Source organism: Microcoleus asticus IPMA8 (assembly GCF_013179805.1).
GTDB classification, from domain to species: Bacteria; Cyanobacteriota; Cyanobacteriia; order Cyanobacteriales; family Microcoleaceae; genus Microcoleus; species Microcoleus asticus.
Genome location: NZ_SRRZ01000024.1, coordinates 1 through 14,000, shown reverse-complemented (window position 1 = coordinate 14,000; position 14,000 = coordinate 1). Strand labels below are relative to the sequence as shown.

Here is a 14,000-nt window from a genome sequence, read left to right as displayed (position 1 = left end):
TTTTTGGTAAAAAACCCGGTTTTTACCTAAGTCTTGTAATCCCTGCTTCGGCAAAAGTATATTTATCAAAAAAGATGATTGTCTTCATAATTTCCTCATATTTTTTAGATAAAGTTTACTCCAAGCTCTAGATATGAAGGTCGATCGCAATCTCAGCACCATTCCGCTGCCTAAGAACGAACCTGTTGCAGGAGAGTTCGGGTCAGTGACGGTACTTTCGATTAACTGGTGCTACAGTACAACCAGCCTGAATAAGTCAGGAGTTAGGCCCTGCATACTACAAAAACCGGGTTTTTTAACCGAAAAAAACCCGGTTTCTGCACCAGTCCTCTAAGTGGGGGCAGGAGACTCAATGGTAAAAAAATTTAATAACTGAAGATGTGATTTGCGCTCTCGAATAACACCCCAAAAATAAGTCGGTCGTTTGGTCGAGAGCCCAACTCGCAATTGCCACTAACAGGCAAAGCCAAGTCTCAGTAAGTTGTTGAAAGAGTGTGGAGATTTTTCCAATGTCATATCAGCTACCTTCTAAAGGTAACAACCAGATTCTGTGCTATTACGCAAATGTTAGCAACCTAGTTCAGGTGCTGCGGATTGGGAATATTCCTAATTGGCACTTTGAAAGAGTGGTGTTTCCGGGACAGCGACTGATGTTTGAAGCTGCATCAGAAGCCGTCTTAGAAATTCATACGGGTACGGTGGCAAGTGCTATTTTATCGGACAAGATTCCCTGCTACGTCTTGCGGGTTATAGAAGAGGTAAGTTCCGAGATAGAGCTGGTGAGTCCCGAAGGACAATGTGCGGTATTAGCCCGCTAAGATTCAGCAGAAATCACACGATTATCTCGATATCGGCAACAAAAATATTAGTTAACGAGTGTTTGGGGACGGTAAAAATGCAGAAAAATCTTGTCAATATTACCTTGGCGGTAGTCACAGAGGAAGTAGAAATTATCTTGGAGTCTTATCCGACGCATCCCTACCAACAAGCTTTTTCGGCATCTGGCTTGCGACAGGATTTAATTGCTTACGTGCTCAGCAGAATTCCTAATAGATATACTGCGATCGACTCCGGCGAGTCTGTGTCAAACCAAACACTCCAGGTTCGCTGTTCTTCAGAGCAGTTGCTGCACATAGAAAATTTGATTCATACTGGCATTCGCGACGTGCTGCACAGCTATCAGAAGATAGATTACGGCCTTCCTGAAGAACTTAAATTCGGTTCCAGAGTTGCTGGTTGGTTTTGATAGTTTGTCGTAAATGAGGGAGACGCCCAGATCCTAGGCACTCTCGGTTGGGAAGCTGGAATTGTGTACTGGCTCGATGGTTCAAGACTTTTCGTAATCGCAGCAGCGATCGCACGGGCCATTGGGATTGACAGCACAGCGCAGAATTTCCGATCGAGCATTAAAGCGGCAGCTAGCATCTCCGATAACCCAGATGCCGCTTACAAAAGTTCTTTCCCTCGGCGGTGTAGCAGACTGCACGTAGAGGGCAATTTTTTGCAATCGGTAGCGGCCGGATTTGAGTTGATAGCGGTGGTGGCGTTCCAAAACAGCGTAGGTTTGTCCCTCTAAATCTAGATAGTTCCCCGGTTGTGGCGTCCAATCCAGCCGAATGCTGCCTAAGGATTGGCGGGGGTGAGAGAGAATCACCTCTATGGGTAAAGTATTTTGTTCCATCTGGCGGTGTGTGAGCGAGCTTAACTAAATGGGCAAATAGTTGACTAAACCTACATCTTCTTCATCTAGAAAGATAAGTTCTTTTAGAGAGAGTAATTCAGGTTGAGGCGCTAAACTTAACTATATAACCTTTGGCGATCGGGGGATCGCCGGCTTATCTTGGGATAGCAGACTACCCAAAAGCCTAGGAAATAAACTTCAACTGGCTTTAGGTAACTAAAGTTAAGTTCGATTAGGTAGTATAAAGCAGTACACGCTGATGGTATCGTAACTCGCAGGTTCGATCGGTATGCGGTTGAGATTGCTGAACAGATTTTAAGGGTTTGCGGGACTTGGGGTGCTTGGGGTGCGTTTGTAGGGACGACTTCAGTCCTTTAATTTTTATGAGGGCTTTAGTCCTCACTACAAACCAAACCGGATTTTAAGCAATCAAAATTCCCAAAAATATGCCATTCCTTCCATGATTCCCCAAGCGCAATCAGAACCTGCTAAATAATGATTTTCAGTGCCGTATTCGCGATGCCAATCTAAGAGTTCTGACAGAGCATTGGCTACGATTACTCCCCGGACATCCTGTTCAAACATACTGATGTCATTGCCAGAATCACCGCAAACTAATGTTGCCTCCGATGGAATTTGCAGGCGCTTTTGTAAATAAGTAAGGGCATTGCCTTTATTGCTAGTATGCGGTAAAATATCCACATCGCGATTGCTGCTAAAAATGATTTGAGCTGCCAGTCTCGATTGAGTTAATTTTTGCTGCAATTCCTGGAGAGTCGAGCTGTTTTCGGCTGTTGGTTCCAGACAATAACTGATTTTCCAAGGATTTTGTTCTTTTAAAGATTGGGATTTAAGCTGGGAAAACTGCTTAGCTAAAGAGGCGATCGCCATTTTATCCCAGTCTTGAGAAAGATATTCCGCCCAATCTAAGTCGAGGGCTCCGTTTTGGTAAATTTCGCTGCCTACACCTGCAATCAAATAGTCAGGTTCTAGCAGTTGCTTTTGGGCAATTAATTCGCAAGTTGAAGCATGAGAACGCCCGGTAGAGTAAACCAAACAAATTTGCGATCGCTTTGAGTGCAAGCGCTGATTTAAAACTTGAGTTGCTTCGTCATCTCCCACTAGCGTGTGGTCTAAATCTGTAACTAATAAAAACTTCATTTTGGGAATTAGTCAGTAGTCATCCGTGATTAGTGATTAGGAAGCGATCGATTCCTAACATAATTTTAACTATTTATAAGATTTTGTTAAACAAAATACATTTATAAGCAAGCTGATCGTTTAAGATTGGCCCACTTTAATTTTCAACAAGTGGTGTGAGTGTTTTTGTGAATAATTCAACCTCCGTTAAAGCTTTTTGGCTGTCTTTCCTGATTTCTGGTGTAGCGGTGCCTTTGGAGCCGATCGCAGCAACAGCTCAAATTCAGGATACCTCAACTCCAGAAGTTGCGCTAGAAGGTAGTGCCGTTCCTGCGGCTACCCCAGACGCAGCGCTGCCAGCAGGTAAGATTGAGATACCGCAGTTAGCGGCGATAACCGCAGAGACTAACTCAGCAGTCGATCGCGCTTTAACCGAAACTGATACAGCATGGGTGAACCGTGCTTTACCCGAAACAGATGCAGCCACAGTCGATCGCGCTTTACCCGAAACAGATACAGCATGGGTGGATCGTGCTTTACCCGAAACAGATACAGCCAGAGTCGATCGCGCTTTACCCGAAACTGATGCAGCATGGGTGGATCGAGCTTTACCCCAACGTAATACAGTAACAGTCGATCGCCCTTTACCCAAACAAGATAAAGCAACAGAGGATCTCGCAGCAACAGCCCCACAAATAACGGGGGCAATTCGCGAATTGCCCCCCCAGGAGTTAGAAATTGCCAACTCTCCTCAGTCTCAAAACGTTGCTGAAGCCAGCAAAGTTGCCGATATTAGCAGCGAGACTGGCACCGCTGATGACCTCAGCATACAAGAAGACGCAGCACAAGTCACCTCTGTTTCCCAACTGTCCGACGTGCGGCCTACAGATTGGGCTTTTCAAGCCTTGCAATCCCTAGTAGAAAGATACGGCTGTATTGCAGGATATCCAGACGGCACATTCCGAGGCAATCGGGCAATGACTCGCTACGAATTCGCCGCCGGATTAAACGCTTGTTTGGATCAAATTACCAAACAACTTGGCGGTTCTACTGGTAATTTAGTCAAGCGAGAAGATTTACTTGCGTTGCAAAGATTGCAAGAAGAATTTGCGGCAGAATTAGCTACATTGCGCGGTAGAGTAGATGCTTTAGAAGCTCGAACGGCTGAATTGGAAGCCAACCAATTTTCAACTACTACTAAACTCAACGGATTTGCTTGGTTTAACCTGAGTGGAGCTTTTGCGGGCAAGCGAGTCCGAGTTGAAGCAATAAATGGAAATGCTGCTCCGCTCGATCGAGTAGCCGGACGCGATCCTGTCACCAACCGACCAATTGTGCAGAAAGTGGACGACCCAGAAATCACTTTCAGCCAGTTAGTTTGGTTGACTCTCACTACTTCCTTTACAGGGAAAGACGAATTGATTACACAGCTAGCTGTAGGTAACGGCAATTCCCCAGCCAACCAGTTTACTTCGGTGGGTTTTTTCAATACATTCGGCACTCCTTTTCTCGATCAAACTGCGGGAGTAAATCCCAATGAAGTTGTCCTGAGGGAACTTTCCTATCGGTTCCCGCTTAGCAACAGCTTGCAAGTAGTAGTCGGGCCGAGGATTAATTTCTACCGCTACTTTGACAACAATAGGTTTAACTTTTTCGTGAACGGTGTCAGCAGCTTTGATTCTAACAACAGCCCTTTGTTAAGCGCTACCAAACGCGGTGCCGGTGCTTTGGTTTTGTGGGATATCGGCCGCGCATTGAAACTGCGTTTTGGCTATTTGGGCGAGAGTGCGGAATTTTTGCCGAATTCCGTGTTTAATTCCGCTTCCAATCCGTCTCAAGGCTTGTTTGGCGGCACGAATACGACTACAGCAGAATTAACATTCAGTCCGAGCGATCGGGCTAATTTGCGCTTTCTGTACAGCCGTTCCAACATCCAGCAAATCGGTGGCTTAATTGGATCTCCTAACAGCATGCCGTTGACCGGTGTGGCAGATGACGGTTTCGGCGGCCGCCTGGGAAATGCGACTGCGAATACTTATAGTTTCAATTTCGATTGGTTAGTCACTCCCCGCTTTGGTCTTTTCGGCCGCTACGGCTACGCCGAAACCAATATATTTCCCAAGACTAACCGACCCGACGGCACGATCAAAAATCAATCTTATCAGTTAGGACTTGCATTTCCCGATTTGTTCAAAGAAGGAGCTTTGCTTACTGTGTCATTTGTAGTACCTTTTGACTTTACTGGCGGTCGGAGGTTTCTGGTTTCTGGCGGAGGGAATGGCGGCACGCAGTACGACATTGAGGCAGCTTATTATTTGCCTCTCACCGACCATATTTCCATCGTGCCGGCATTTTATGCGATCGCCAATGCCAATAATTTCGATAACAACCCGACAATTTTTGTGGGCAATTTGCGGACGCAGTTTAGCTTTTAATTCCACGCACGGGAACCCAGAAACCGGGTTTTTTCACAAAAATATTGCGTTGTAGCCCGCACCCAAGGTAAAAAACCCGGTTTCTAAGTATGGGCGGGGCCGGTTTATATAATTTGTCGATAATTATCAAAAATATAGGCGAACCCGGCCCTACACAATTTAACCTCATACAAGTCCGAATCAAACGGACATGACATGAATTGACACACACTCAATAATTAATCCGTGTATTCATGTTCATCCGTTTAGTGCCTTCCTGATTCCTTCTACTTAATTGGAATTTCGATGATAAATTCGGTACCTTTACCAGGTTCCGAGAGACACTGCAATTTGCCGTTGTGTTTTTCAACGACAATTTGGTGCGAAATTGATAAACCCAAACCGGTGCCTTTGCCTACTGGTTTTGTGGTAAAAAACGGGTCAAACAAACGCACGATCTGATCTTCGGGAATGCCCGAGCCGTTGTCTTTAATCCGAATACAAATGCGATTGTTATCAATCATTTCAGTTTGAATCGTAATTGTAGGAAAGATAGTATCGGCTGTATTTTTTGCTTTGATGCTGCTTTCTTCCAAGGCGTCGATCGCATTGGCCAATAGATTCATAAAAACCTGATTTAACAGTCCGGGATGGCATTGTATTTGCGGCAGTTCTCCGTATTTCTTAATCACTTCAATGCCCTGCCAGTTTGCCTTGGCTTTCAGCCGGCTGTTCAACATTAACAAGGTACTTTCTAAACCTTCGTGAATGTCGGCAGTCTTGATTTTCGCTTCGTCCGCCCGCGAGAAATTGCGCAGAGTTTGAATAATTTCTACAATTCGCTCGCATCCTATCTGCATCGAATTGAGCAATTTTGGCAGGTCTTTTGCTAGAAATTCTAAGTCTATATCCTCGGCTTGTTGCTGAATTTTTGCAGGGGAATCTGGGTACTCTGCTTGATACACTTGCACGATTTCTAACAAGTCGAGAACGTAGTCTCGGACATGGCAGAGGTTGCCGGCGACAAAGCCCACTGGGTTGTTAATTTCGTGGGCAATTCCTGCTAGCACCTGTCCGAGGGAAGACATTTTTTCGGTTTGTACTAACTGCATTTGAGTTTGCTGCAATTCGTGCAAAGCTGTTTGCAGTTCTTGGGATTTTTGGCGATCGCGATCGGCGGCGGCGGCCCGTTCTTCCTCAACTCCGATCGCCCCGGCAATAATTCCGATCAGCTTGCAGTCGGCTTCTGTGGGCGCGATCGGCTCAGTGTAGAGAACGCACAGCGCACCCACGTAATTGTCGCCCAGCCGCACTGCTTGTCCCAGATAGCTTCGCAGTTGGTAGCGGATGACAGCGGGATCGATTTTGCCGTAGATCGTGTTCTGCAAGTCAGGAATGGCCACAGCCCGATCGCTTCCTTTGCTGCATACGTCGGTGCAGATGTGGCCCTCGGCGCGATCGACCAGCGGGTAGTCCGGCGGCGGTTGCCAAGTCGCGATCGCGCGCAGCAGACCGCCACCGAGGCGGCTGTAGATAGCGCAACTTCCGCCCAAAAGCTCGCCGGCTAAGGATGTCAGGCGCTGGATGTTGTCACTGGCGTCGGTGGTGAATCCCAAAAAGCACTCGTTAATTTTGCTGAGGCGGTACTCTGCTTGCCTGCGCGCCGTCATGTCGCGGGAGTTGATTACAATTCCGCTCACAGCGGGGTCTGCTAGCAAGTTGATGCCGACGCCTTCGAGAAAACACCAAGAACCGTCAGCGCGCCGGAACCGACCTTCTAGGGCGATCGGATCGCCTGGATTTGCGATCATTTTTTCGCCGTCGGACATCAGCGAGGGCAGGTCGTCTGGGTGGATGAAATCGACGGCAATTTGACGGGCGAGTTCCTCAGGTTCGTAGCCCAAAACTGTTTCTACAGAAGGGCTTTCGTAAACAATGCGACCGCTGGCGTCGAGAATAGTAATCATGTCGGAACTGTTGAGAATCAGCGATCGCCATTTAGCCTCATTTTGCAACAAAGCTGACTCGGCTTGTTTGCGATCGGTAATATCCTCTACCATTTGCAAAATAAACTGCGGCTTTCCCTGACTGCTGTCGAGCGCAGATGCGCTGAGGCGTCCCCACCGGATGCTGCCGTCTGGGCGGAGGTAGCGCTTCTCGATTTGGTAAGCTTCGCGCGAACCCGCCGCCAACTGTTGGCGCAACTCGCGCGAAGCTTGTACGTCTTCCGGGTGCGTGCATTCGTCCAGGCCCGCACCCCGCAGTTGAGCTTCCGATCGCCCCAGCATAGCTTGAAATGCCGGATTAGTGGCGATCGCCATACCTTCGAGGGTAGCGACTACCATGCCGATCGCAGCGCGTTCAAAAATTGCCCGAAACCGCTGTTCGCTGTCTCGCAAAGCTGCATCCGCTTCCACTTCCTGGGTGATGTCCCGCCCCGCGACTGCCAAACCTTTGCGCGAACCGTCGGGGTTGAACAGCGGCACTTTCCGCACTTCAAACAAATTGCTGCCGCCTGTGGGCAAGGGGACAATTTGGCGGCTAGAGGTGAGAGTGCCTGCTTGCCAGGTTGTTTCGTCGGTTTCCTGCCAATTTAGCAGGATTTCTCTGACTCTGGGATCGGCGGCGGCAGCGAGTTCGGCAGTAGTTTTACCCTGGTAGTCTGCGGTTTCCCAGCCCAAAAGTTTGAGGGCGCAGTCGTTGGCAATCAGCCAGCGCCCCTCGCTGTCTGTGAGGTTGATCGCGTCGGGCACGGCGTCGATCGCGGTTTTCAGCCAGTATTCTTGATTTCGCAGGGCTGCTTCGGCTTGTTTGCGGGCGGCGATTTCGGCGACGGTTCCTTCGTAGTAAAGGAGTTCGCCGCCTGCGCCGCGGACTTCGCGCACGTTTTCCGAGATCCAGGTAGTGCTGCCGTCTTTGCGGTGGACGCAGGATTCAAACTCTTTCAGGGAACCGTTTTTGCTGATTTCGGCAATGAAGGAAGCGCGGCGGGTGCGATCGGCGTAAAGGTTTTTTGCCGAACATTTTGCGATCAGTTCTGACGGGGAATCGTAGCCGTACATTCGGGCGAGTGCCTGGTTGGCGCTGAGGTAGCACCCGTCTGGGGCGGTTTGAAATATGCCTTCGGTGGCGTTTTCAAAGATGCTGCGGTATTTTGCCTCGGCTTGTTTGAGGGCTTCTTCTGCTTGGAAGCGATCGGTGATATCAGATTGGACGCCGATGAAGTGGGTGACGATCCCGCTGCTGTCGCGCACGGGCGAGATGGTGAGTTCGTTCCAGAAGGGGGTGCCGTCTTTGCGGTAGTTTTTCAGAACTACTTTGCAGTCGTGTTGTTCTTTCAGGGCCGCGCGGATTCGATCGACGGCAGCGCGATCGGTATCCGGGCCTTGCAGGAAGCGGCAGTTGTGCCCGATTATTTCGCTGCGATCGTAGCCTGTAATCCGCTCGAAAGCCTGGTTGCAGTAGACTATGGGCTTGTCCGGCCGGGTAGCGTCCGCGATCGAGATGCCGTTGCTGGTAGCTCCCAGGGCGCGATCGTACAGCCGAAATACTTCTTCTATTAAATTCGGTGGATTGCCGCCAGTGCGAGTCGGCGATAGCGTTTCAGAAGGAATGCTTATATCGATCTGCATGAGTTTCTATAAATTGAGTTTATTGTCTATCCCGACTGGCCGCACCCTAGATTTTAACAGAATTTCCTGTTTGCCGAAGGCAGAAGTTAGAAGGCTCTTATGCAGAATTTTGGCTGTAAATTTTACCTAGAAAAAATCTGGCTTCCCTCGTTTTTTTCTTTCTGCCTTTTGCTTTCTGCTTTCTACCTTCTCAAGAATCCTAATTGTTAATTTATAATAACTGTTACCGCGATAACTCTATCTTTGGTATGGTTTATTGGGCAGCCTTTGGGTGGCTTACAGGTTCGGGGATTTATTTTTTCACTTCAATCAAAAAAATAGAGCGTCCGGCTATATTAAAATATTTCTTAGTTAATGTCTTTTACTTAAATGATTCAAACTCTTCTGAAAAAAATAATGAAAAATTAATTTTTAACGAACACAGCAAGTTCCGAAATATCGTCGATCGCGAAAGTCGGTTCTAGGGCGAGACACTGAGCGCGATCGCCATATCCGTAAGCCGCCCAACAAACATCTATCCCAGCATTTTTAGCAAACAGCAAATCAATCGCTGTATCGCCAATCATTAAAATTTGACTGTTATCCAATTCCGGGAACAGCGGTTTAATAATCGAGTGAAAAACAGCCGAATTTGGTTTCAGAATTATTTGTCCGTTATCACCTAAAATTAAATCAAAAAAACTGTGAATTTTAAAATTTTTTAATAATAAATTAACAAAACTAACGTGTTTGTTGCTGAAAACTCCCAGGCTCAATCCCGACTGGCGCGCCAACTGCAAGACTTGCTTTGTCCCCGGAAATAAATCTACCTGCTTTTCACCTTCCGTCCGATAATAAGAGCGGTAAGTTTCAACCCATTCGGGAATTGCGCTTTCCTCGATCGCCGGATGGAGGATTTTAAAACTATTTGGTAAATTGATGCCGATCGTACCTATAATAGTATCAGCAGCAGGCGGGGTAATATTGAAAGTTTCAAAAGTTTTTGTAAAGCAAAATACAATAGCTTTGTGAGTAATTGCCAAAGTGCCGTCGAAGTCAAAAATAATTAACTTGTACTGACTCATATTTATGAAAATTTTATACATAGCAACCGCAGACTTCCAATGACATAATAGCATTATTCATCTCTAAGTCACCAATTATAACTATAATTTTTTAACATTCAAGAGGTCAACATGAGTGTCGCCGAAAAACCAGAAATTATAGCAACAGATTTCCCCGACCACACTCAATTACCAGACTCCAATGGTACTTTTGTAAAAAAATTCCAAGAACATTCTCAAAGCATCCTGTTAACAACATCAATTCGACCCATTTTAGACCAAATTCATCCCGACGGACAATACTGCATCGGTCAAGATTCCGGTATTTATTGGCGAGTGTCCCGGCCCCCGGAACCGCCAGAAAGAGGAGCCGCAGCACCTGATTGGTTTTACGTGTCCGACGTGCCGCCAACTCTTGACGGAAATCTTCGCCGCTCCTGTGTAATGTGGCAGGAATTAATGCCGCCTCTGATTGTACTTGAATTTGTTTCTGGCGATGGCAGTGAAGAAAGAGATAGGACTTCTCGCCAGGGCAAATTCTAGATTTACGATCGGATAATTAGACTTGCTTTTTACGGCATTTATGAAGTCAAAAAAGCGCAAGTTGAAGTGTATCATTTGGTAGAGGATCGGTTCGAGTTAGTCCCACAAAATAAGCGCGGACATTACCCGATCGCACAAATACGAGTGGAATTAGGCATTTGGCAAGGGGTCGATCGGGGCGTAGAACTGCCTTGGCTGCGCTGGTGGGTGCTTCCGGGAATTTGCTGCAGGCTGCCGAGGAACGGGCAGAACAAGCCGAATTGGCTGCTGAACGAGAACGACAAAGGCGCACAGAAGCTGAGCTGCGAATTCAAGCTTTGGAAGCGCGTTTGCGAGAGTTAGAAGGCGAGTAATTCGATTTTAGATTTTAGATTTTAGATTTTAGATTGGGGATGACTGATGATTATCGGGGTTGGGTTCTTCATAAGTCATTGGCAATTCTTAAATCAAAAACTTAAATTCGCATAAGTCGCAGATGCCGGTAGAGACACGGCAATTCAGTGTCCCTAGGAATATCATGTGCTGTAAAAATGCGATCGCCTAGCAGCCTCCTCAGAAACGATATAAACATTCATCGGTTATTATCAAAAATTTGCGTATATTAGCTTAAGTATTGCATCACTTTTTGTGTAAGTCCTATGGCACTAATTGTTCAGAAATATGGCGGAACCTCGGTTGGTACAGTCGATCGCATTCTGGAAGTAGCCCGACGAGTTGTAAAAACAGCACAGCTTGGCAACTCTTTGGTTGTCGTACTTTCGGCGATGGGCAAAACCACCGACGGTTTAGTTAAACTCGCCAAGGAAATTTCCGCAAATCCCAACAAGCGGGAAATGGATATGTTGCTTTCCACTGGGGAACAAGTCTCGATCGCACTTTTGAGCATGGCATTGCAGGAAATGGGACAGCCCGCAATTTCCCTCACCGGCGCCCAAGTTGGCATTGTCACCGAAGCCGCCCACACCCGCGCCCGGATTTTGCGAATCGACCCGAATCGGCTTGAAACCCAGTTAAAAAGCGGTAAAGTCGTTGTGGTTGCGGGTTTCCAAGGCATCGCCAATGCCGGAGAATTGGAAATTACCACCTTGGGGCGCGGCGGTTCCGACACAACAGCAGTAGCCCTCGCCGCAGCGCTGCGGGCCGACAGGTGCGAAATTTATACCGACGTGCCCGGAATTCTGACTACAGATCCGCGCTTGGTTGCCGACGCCCAATTGATGGACGAAATCACTTGCGACGAAATGCTGGAATTGGCGAGTTTGGGCGCAAAAGTCCTCCACCCGCGCGCTGTAGAAATTGCCAAGAATTACGGCGTGCCCCTGGTAGTGCTTTCTAGCTGGAGTGACGCCCCCGGTACGCGGGTAGTGTCGCCTCCCGCGCAATCCCGGCCTTTGGAGGGCTTGGAGCTCGCAAAAGCGGTGGATGCGGTGGAATTTGACTTGGATCAGGCGGGGGTGTCGCTGTTGCGTTTGCCCGATCGCCCCGGCGTAGCAGCGCGGTTGTTTGGTGCGATCGCGCAACAAAACCTCGATGTAGACTTAATTATCCAGTCAATTCACGAAGGAAATACTAACGATATTGCCTTTACAGTGAGGCGAAATTCCCTCAATCAAGCTGTCGCCGTTGCAGATGCGATCGTGCCCACCCTCGGCAAGAATTCTCGCCCAGAATTGGGAGAACCGGAAGTGAAAGCAGAAGAAAAGCCGATCGCTAAAGTTAGCATTGCGGGTGCGGGAATGATCGGTCGTCCGAGGGTAGCGGCGCAGATGTTTAAGACTTTAGCGGATGCAGGAATTAACATTCAAATGATTTCCACTTCCGAGGTAAAAGTTAGTTGTGCGATCGATGCCGAAGATTGCGATCGGGCCGTTGCCGAACTCTGCAAAGCATTTGATGTCGCCAACTCCCCTATTGGGCGGCGTTCATCATCCCAAAAACCGCCCGCAGTCCGCGCCGTTGCGTTGGATATCAATCAAGCGCGTCTAGCAATTCGCCAATTGCCCGATCGACCCGGAGTAGCAGCAAAAATGTTCGGACTTTTAGCCGAGGAAAATATCAGCGTAGACACGATCATTCAGTCGCAGCGCTGCCACAATATCGACGGCATATTAACTCGCGACATTGCCTTTACCGTAGCACAAATTGACGCCGAAGCTGCTAAAGACGCCCTCAAAAAAGCCGCCCCCGAATTCGGATGGGGCGAAGTAGCTGTCGATACACAAATTGCCAAAGTTAGCGTTGTCGGTTCCGGGATGGTAGCGCATCCGGGAGTAGCGGCAAAGATGTTTGAAGCGCTTTCTCGCCAGCAAATCAACATTCAAATGATTGCCACTTCCGAGATTAAAATTAGCTGCGTTGTGGATGAGGAACAAGGTGTAACTGCTTTGAAAGCAATACACGCAGCCTTTGAACTTGCCGGCACCGAAAAAATCCAAGTTCCCGCCTAATACAGGTTTGTAATCGGGAATTAAGATTGCGTCCGATCGGTTCTTGTATGGCGGTTTTCGGTAGGGACACGGCACTGCCGTGTCCTTGCAAATATCGGGGACACAGCAGTGCTGTATCCCTACAAATATATTCGGATTTGGACAAGGCAATGCTTTGTCCTTGCAAATATCGATCGACGGTCAATAATGGGAGTTTTGAGTGCAAATTTCACAGCATGAGGCTGTGTTAAAATGAAACTGGCGATCGCCTAAAAGGGATTGAATCTTATGACTGTAGCGAAAGAACAGATTACTGATAGCAGTAGCAATAGCGGTTTATTGAATTTCCGAATCACTGTTGAACGTCTGATCGAACTTTTAGATTTAGAAGAAGAGGATGAGTACGGGATTTTGAGACCGACTGAATATGCTTTCAGGACAGCGATGAAGTTAGTTGTAGAAGCCTACGATAGCATGGGAAACAGTTTTCCAAAATGCTCTACAGGTACAGATGACAGAGGCAGTATTACACTAGATTGGACAAGCTTAGAACCAGAGCGTACAGTTCGCCTATTTTGTCCGTTCAGTGCAGAGCAACCAGTTGATATTTATCACCATGCAAAAAATGAAAATGCGGTCGAAGATATCGCTTCATCATCAACATTAGTTTACTGGTTGCAGTGGTTTAACAAAATATGATAGAACCGTCTTCAGGGAGTGCGTCAGAGTTTGAAACATTACCGGATCTTACACTTGTTTACCGAGCTCTCCGAAAAGGATGGATAGATCGGGATAGATCGATCGTCAAATCGGACGCCTACTATTTGCGCCAACGTATAAACAAACAGGGTATTTCTGTTAATTTTTCCCTATAGCAATCCTAAATGATTTTCTATATCTAGAGCAATCCTAAATGATTTTCTTTGTGTAAGTATATTGACGTATTTTGGGGAAATCAAATTTATGTTCGTTAGTAAAAAACTCAAATAAAAATTTGACAATCTTAAAAGACCTACATAGATACCAATACTTTCTTAAAAAGTTTTTAGCTTGTAACCAAATATCTTCAACGGGATTCTGTTGGGGAGCATTGGGAGCAAATAAAATACAAGTAATTGACC

Annotated in this window: 9 protein-coding genes and 2 pseudogenes; 6 read left to right on the top strand and 5 right to left on the bottom strand. The window is 47.2% G+C overall.

The genetic code is table 11. From position 1 onward, the window contains the following. The first annotated feature begins 509 nt into the window (after nt 1–509). Together E5S67_RS08880 and E5S67_RS08875 are read left to right on the top strand one after the other, a co-directional pair. Nucleotides 510–818: a DUF1830 domain-containing protein gene (locus tag E5S67_RS08880; protein WP_172186686.1), complete on the top strand. Its 309-nt coding sequence runs from the start codon at nt 510–512 to the stop codon at nt 816–818. 77 nt (nt 819–895) lie between these two features. Then, a complete protein-coding gene (locus tag E5S67_RS08875; protein WP_172186685.1) occupies nt 896–1,246 on the top strand; it encodes a late competence development ComFB family protein in 351 nt (116 codons plus the stop codon). A gap of 81 nt (nt 1,247–1,327) precedes the next feature. Here the strand turns inward: E5S67_RS08875 and E5S67_RS08870 are convergent, their stop codons facing one another. Together E5S67_RS08870 and E5S67_RS08865 are read right to left on the bottom strand one after the other, a co-directional pair. Further along, nucleotides 1,328–1,681, bottom strand: a complete 354-nt coding sequence (locus E5S67_RS08870; protein ID WP_172186684.1) for a DUF6464 family protein — start codon at nt 1,679–1,681, stop codon at nt 1,328–1,330. 429 nt (nt 1,682–2,110) lie between these two features. After that, on the bottom strand, nt 2,111–2,842 hold the full coding sequence (locus tag E5S67_RS08865; protein ID WP_172186683.1) for a sucrose-phosphate phosphatase: 732 nt from the start codon (nt 2,840–2,842) through the stop codon (nt 2,111–2,113). A gap of 167 nt (nt 2,843–3,009) precedes the next feature. Between E5S67_RS08865 and E5S67_RS08860 the strand changes: the two genes are divergently transcribed. After that, nucleotides 3,010–5,256 carry an iron uptake porin gene (locus E5S67_RS08860; RefSeq protein ID WP_172186682.1) on the top strand — a complete coding sequence of 749 codons (2,247 nt, stop codon included), beginning with the start codon at nt 3,010–3,012 and terminating at the stop codon, nt 5,254–5,256. 266 nt (nt 5,257–5,522) lie between these two features. On the opposite strand, the gene E5S67_RS08855 is transcribed toward E5S67_RS08860, so the two are convergent. Both E5S67_RS08855 and E5S67_RS08850 read right to left on the bottom strand, forming a co-directional pair. Then, a complete protein-coding gene (locus E5S67_RS08855; RefSeq protein WP_172186681.1) occupies nt 5,523–8,867 on the bottom strand; it encodes a PAS domain S-box protein in 3,345 nt (1,114 codons plus the stop codon). 404 nt (nt 8,868–9,271) lie between these two features. Beyond that, complete coding sequence (locus E5S67_RS08850) at nt 9,272–9,931, bottom strand: HAD family hydrolase (RefSeq protein WP_172186680.1); 660 nt, start codon at nt 9,929–9,931, stop codon at nt 9,272–9,274. A 111-nt stretch (nt 9,932–10,042) separates the two neighbouring features. On the opposite strand from E5S67_RS08850, the pseudogene E5S67_RS08845 reads away from it, so the two are divergent. The 3 genes and pseudogenes from E5S67_RS08845 to E5S67_RS08835 all read left to right on the top strand — a co-directional run bounded on the left by E5S67_RS08845 (nt 10,043) and on the right by E5S67_RS08835 (nt 13,578). Further along, nucleotides 10,043–10,806, top strand: a pseudogene (locus tag E5S67_RS08845) (Uma2 family endonuclease). A 285-nt stretch (nt 10,807–11,091) separates the two neighbouring features. Next, nucleotides 11,092–12,900 carry an aspartate kinase gene (locus E5S67_RS08840; RefSeq protein ID WP_172186679.1) on the top strand — a complete coding sequence of 603 codons (1,809 nt, stop codon included), beginning with the start codon at nt 11,092–11,094 and terminating at the stop codon, nt 12,898–12,900. Nucleotides 12,901–13,167: 267 nt separating this feature from the next. After that, on the top strand, nt 13,168–13,578 hold the full coding sequence (locus tag E5S67_RS08835) for a hypothetical protein (RefSeq protein ID WP_172186678.1): 411 nt from the start codon (nt 13,168–13,170) through the stop codon (nt 13,576–13,578). Nucleotides 13,579–13,788: 210 nt separating this feature from the next. On the opposite strand, the pseudogene E5S67_RS32330 reads toward E5S67_RS08835, so the two are convergent. Continuing rightward, a pseudogene (locus E5S67_RS32330) lies at nt 13,789–14,000 on the bottom strand (IS630 family transposase); the annotation flags it as partial.

Coding starts and splice junctions, on each gene's coding strand:
- E5S67_RS08865 (WP_172186683.1), bottom strand. CDS start 2,842: ATGAAGTTTTTATTAGTTACAGATTTAGACCACACGCTAGTGGGAGAT.
- E5S67_RS08855 (WP_172186681.1), bottom strand. CDS start 8,867: ATGCAGATCGATATAAGCATTCCTTCTGAAACGCTATCGCCGACTCGC.
- E5S67_RS08840 (WP_172186679.1), top strand. CDS start 11,092: ATGGCACTAATTGTTCAGAAATATGGCGGAACCTCGGTTGGTACAGTC.
- E5S67_RS08880 (WP_172186686.1), top strand. CDS start 510: ATGTCATATCAGCTACCTTCTAAAGGTAACAACCAGATTCTGTGCTAT.
- E5S67_RS08875 (WP_172186685.1), top strand. CDS start 896: ATGCAGAAAAATCTTGTCAATATTACCTTGGCGGTAGTCACAGAGGAA.
- E5S67_RS08835 (WP_172186678.1), top strand. CDS start 13,168: ATGACTGTAGCGAAAGAACAGATTACTGATAGCAGTAGCAATAGCGGT.
- E5S67_RS08850 (WP_172186680.1), bottom strand. CDS start 9,931: ATGAGTCAGTACAAGTTAATTATTTTTGACTTCGACGGCACTTTGGCA.
- E5S67_RS08870 (WP_172186684.1), bottom strand. CDS start 1,681: ATGGAACAAAATACTTTACCCATAGAGGTGATTCTCTCTCACCCCCGC.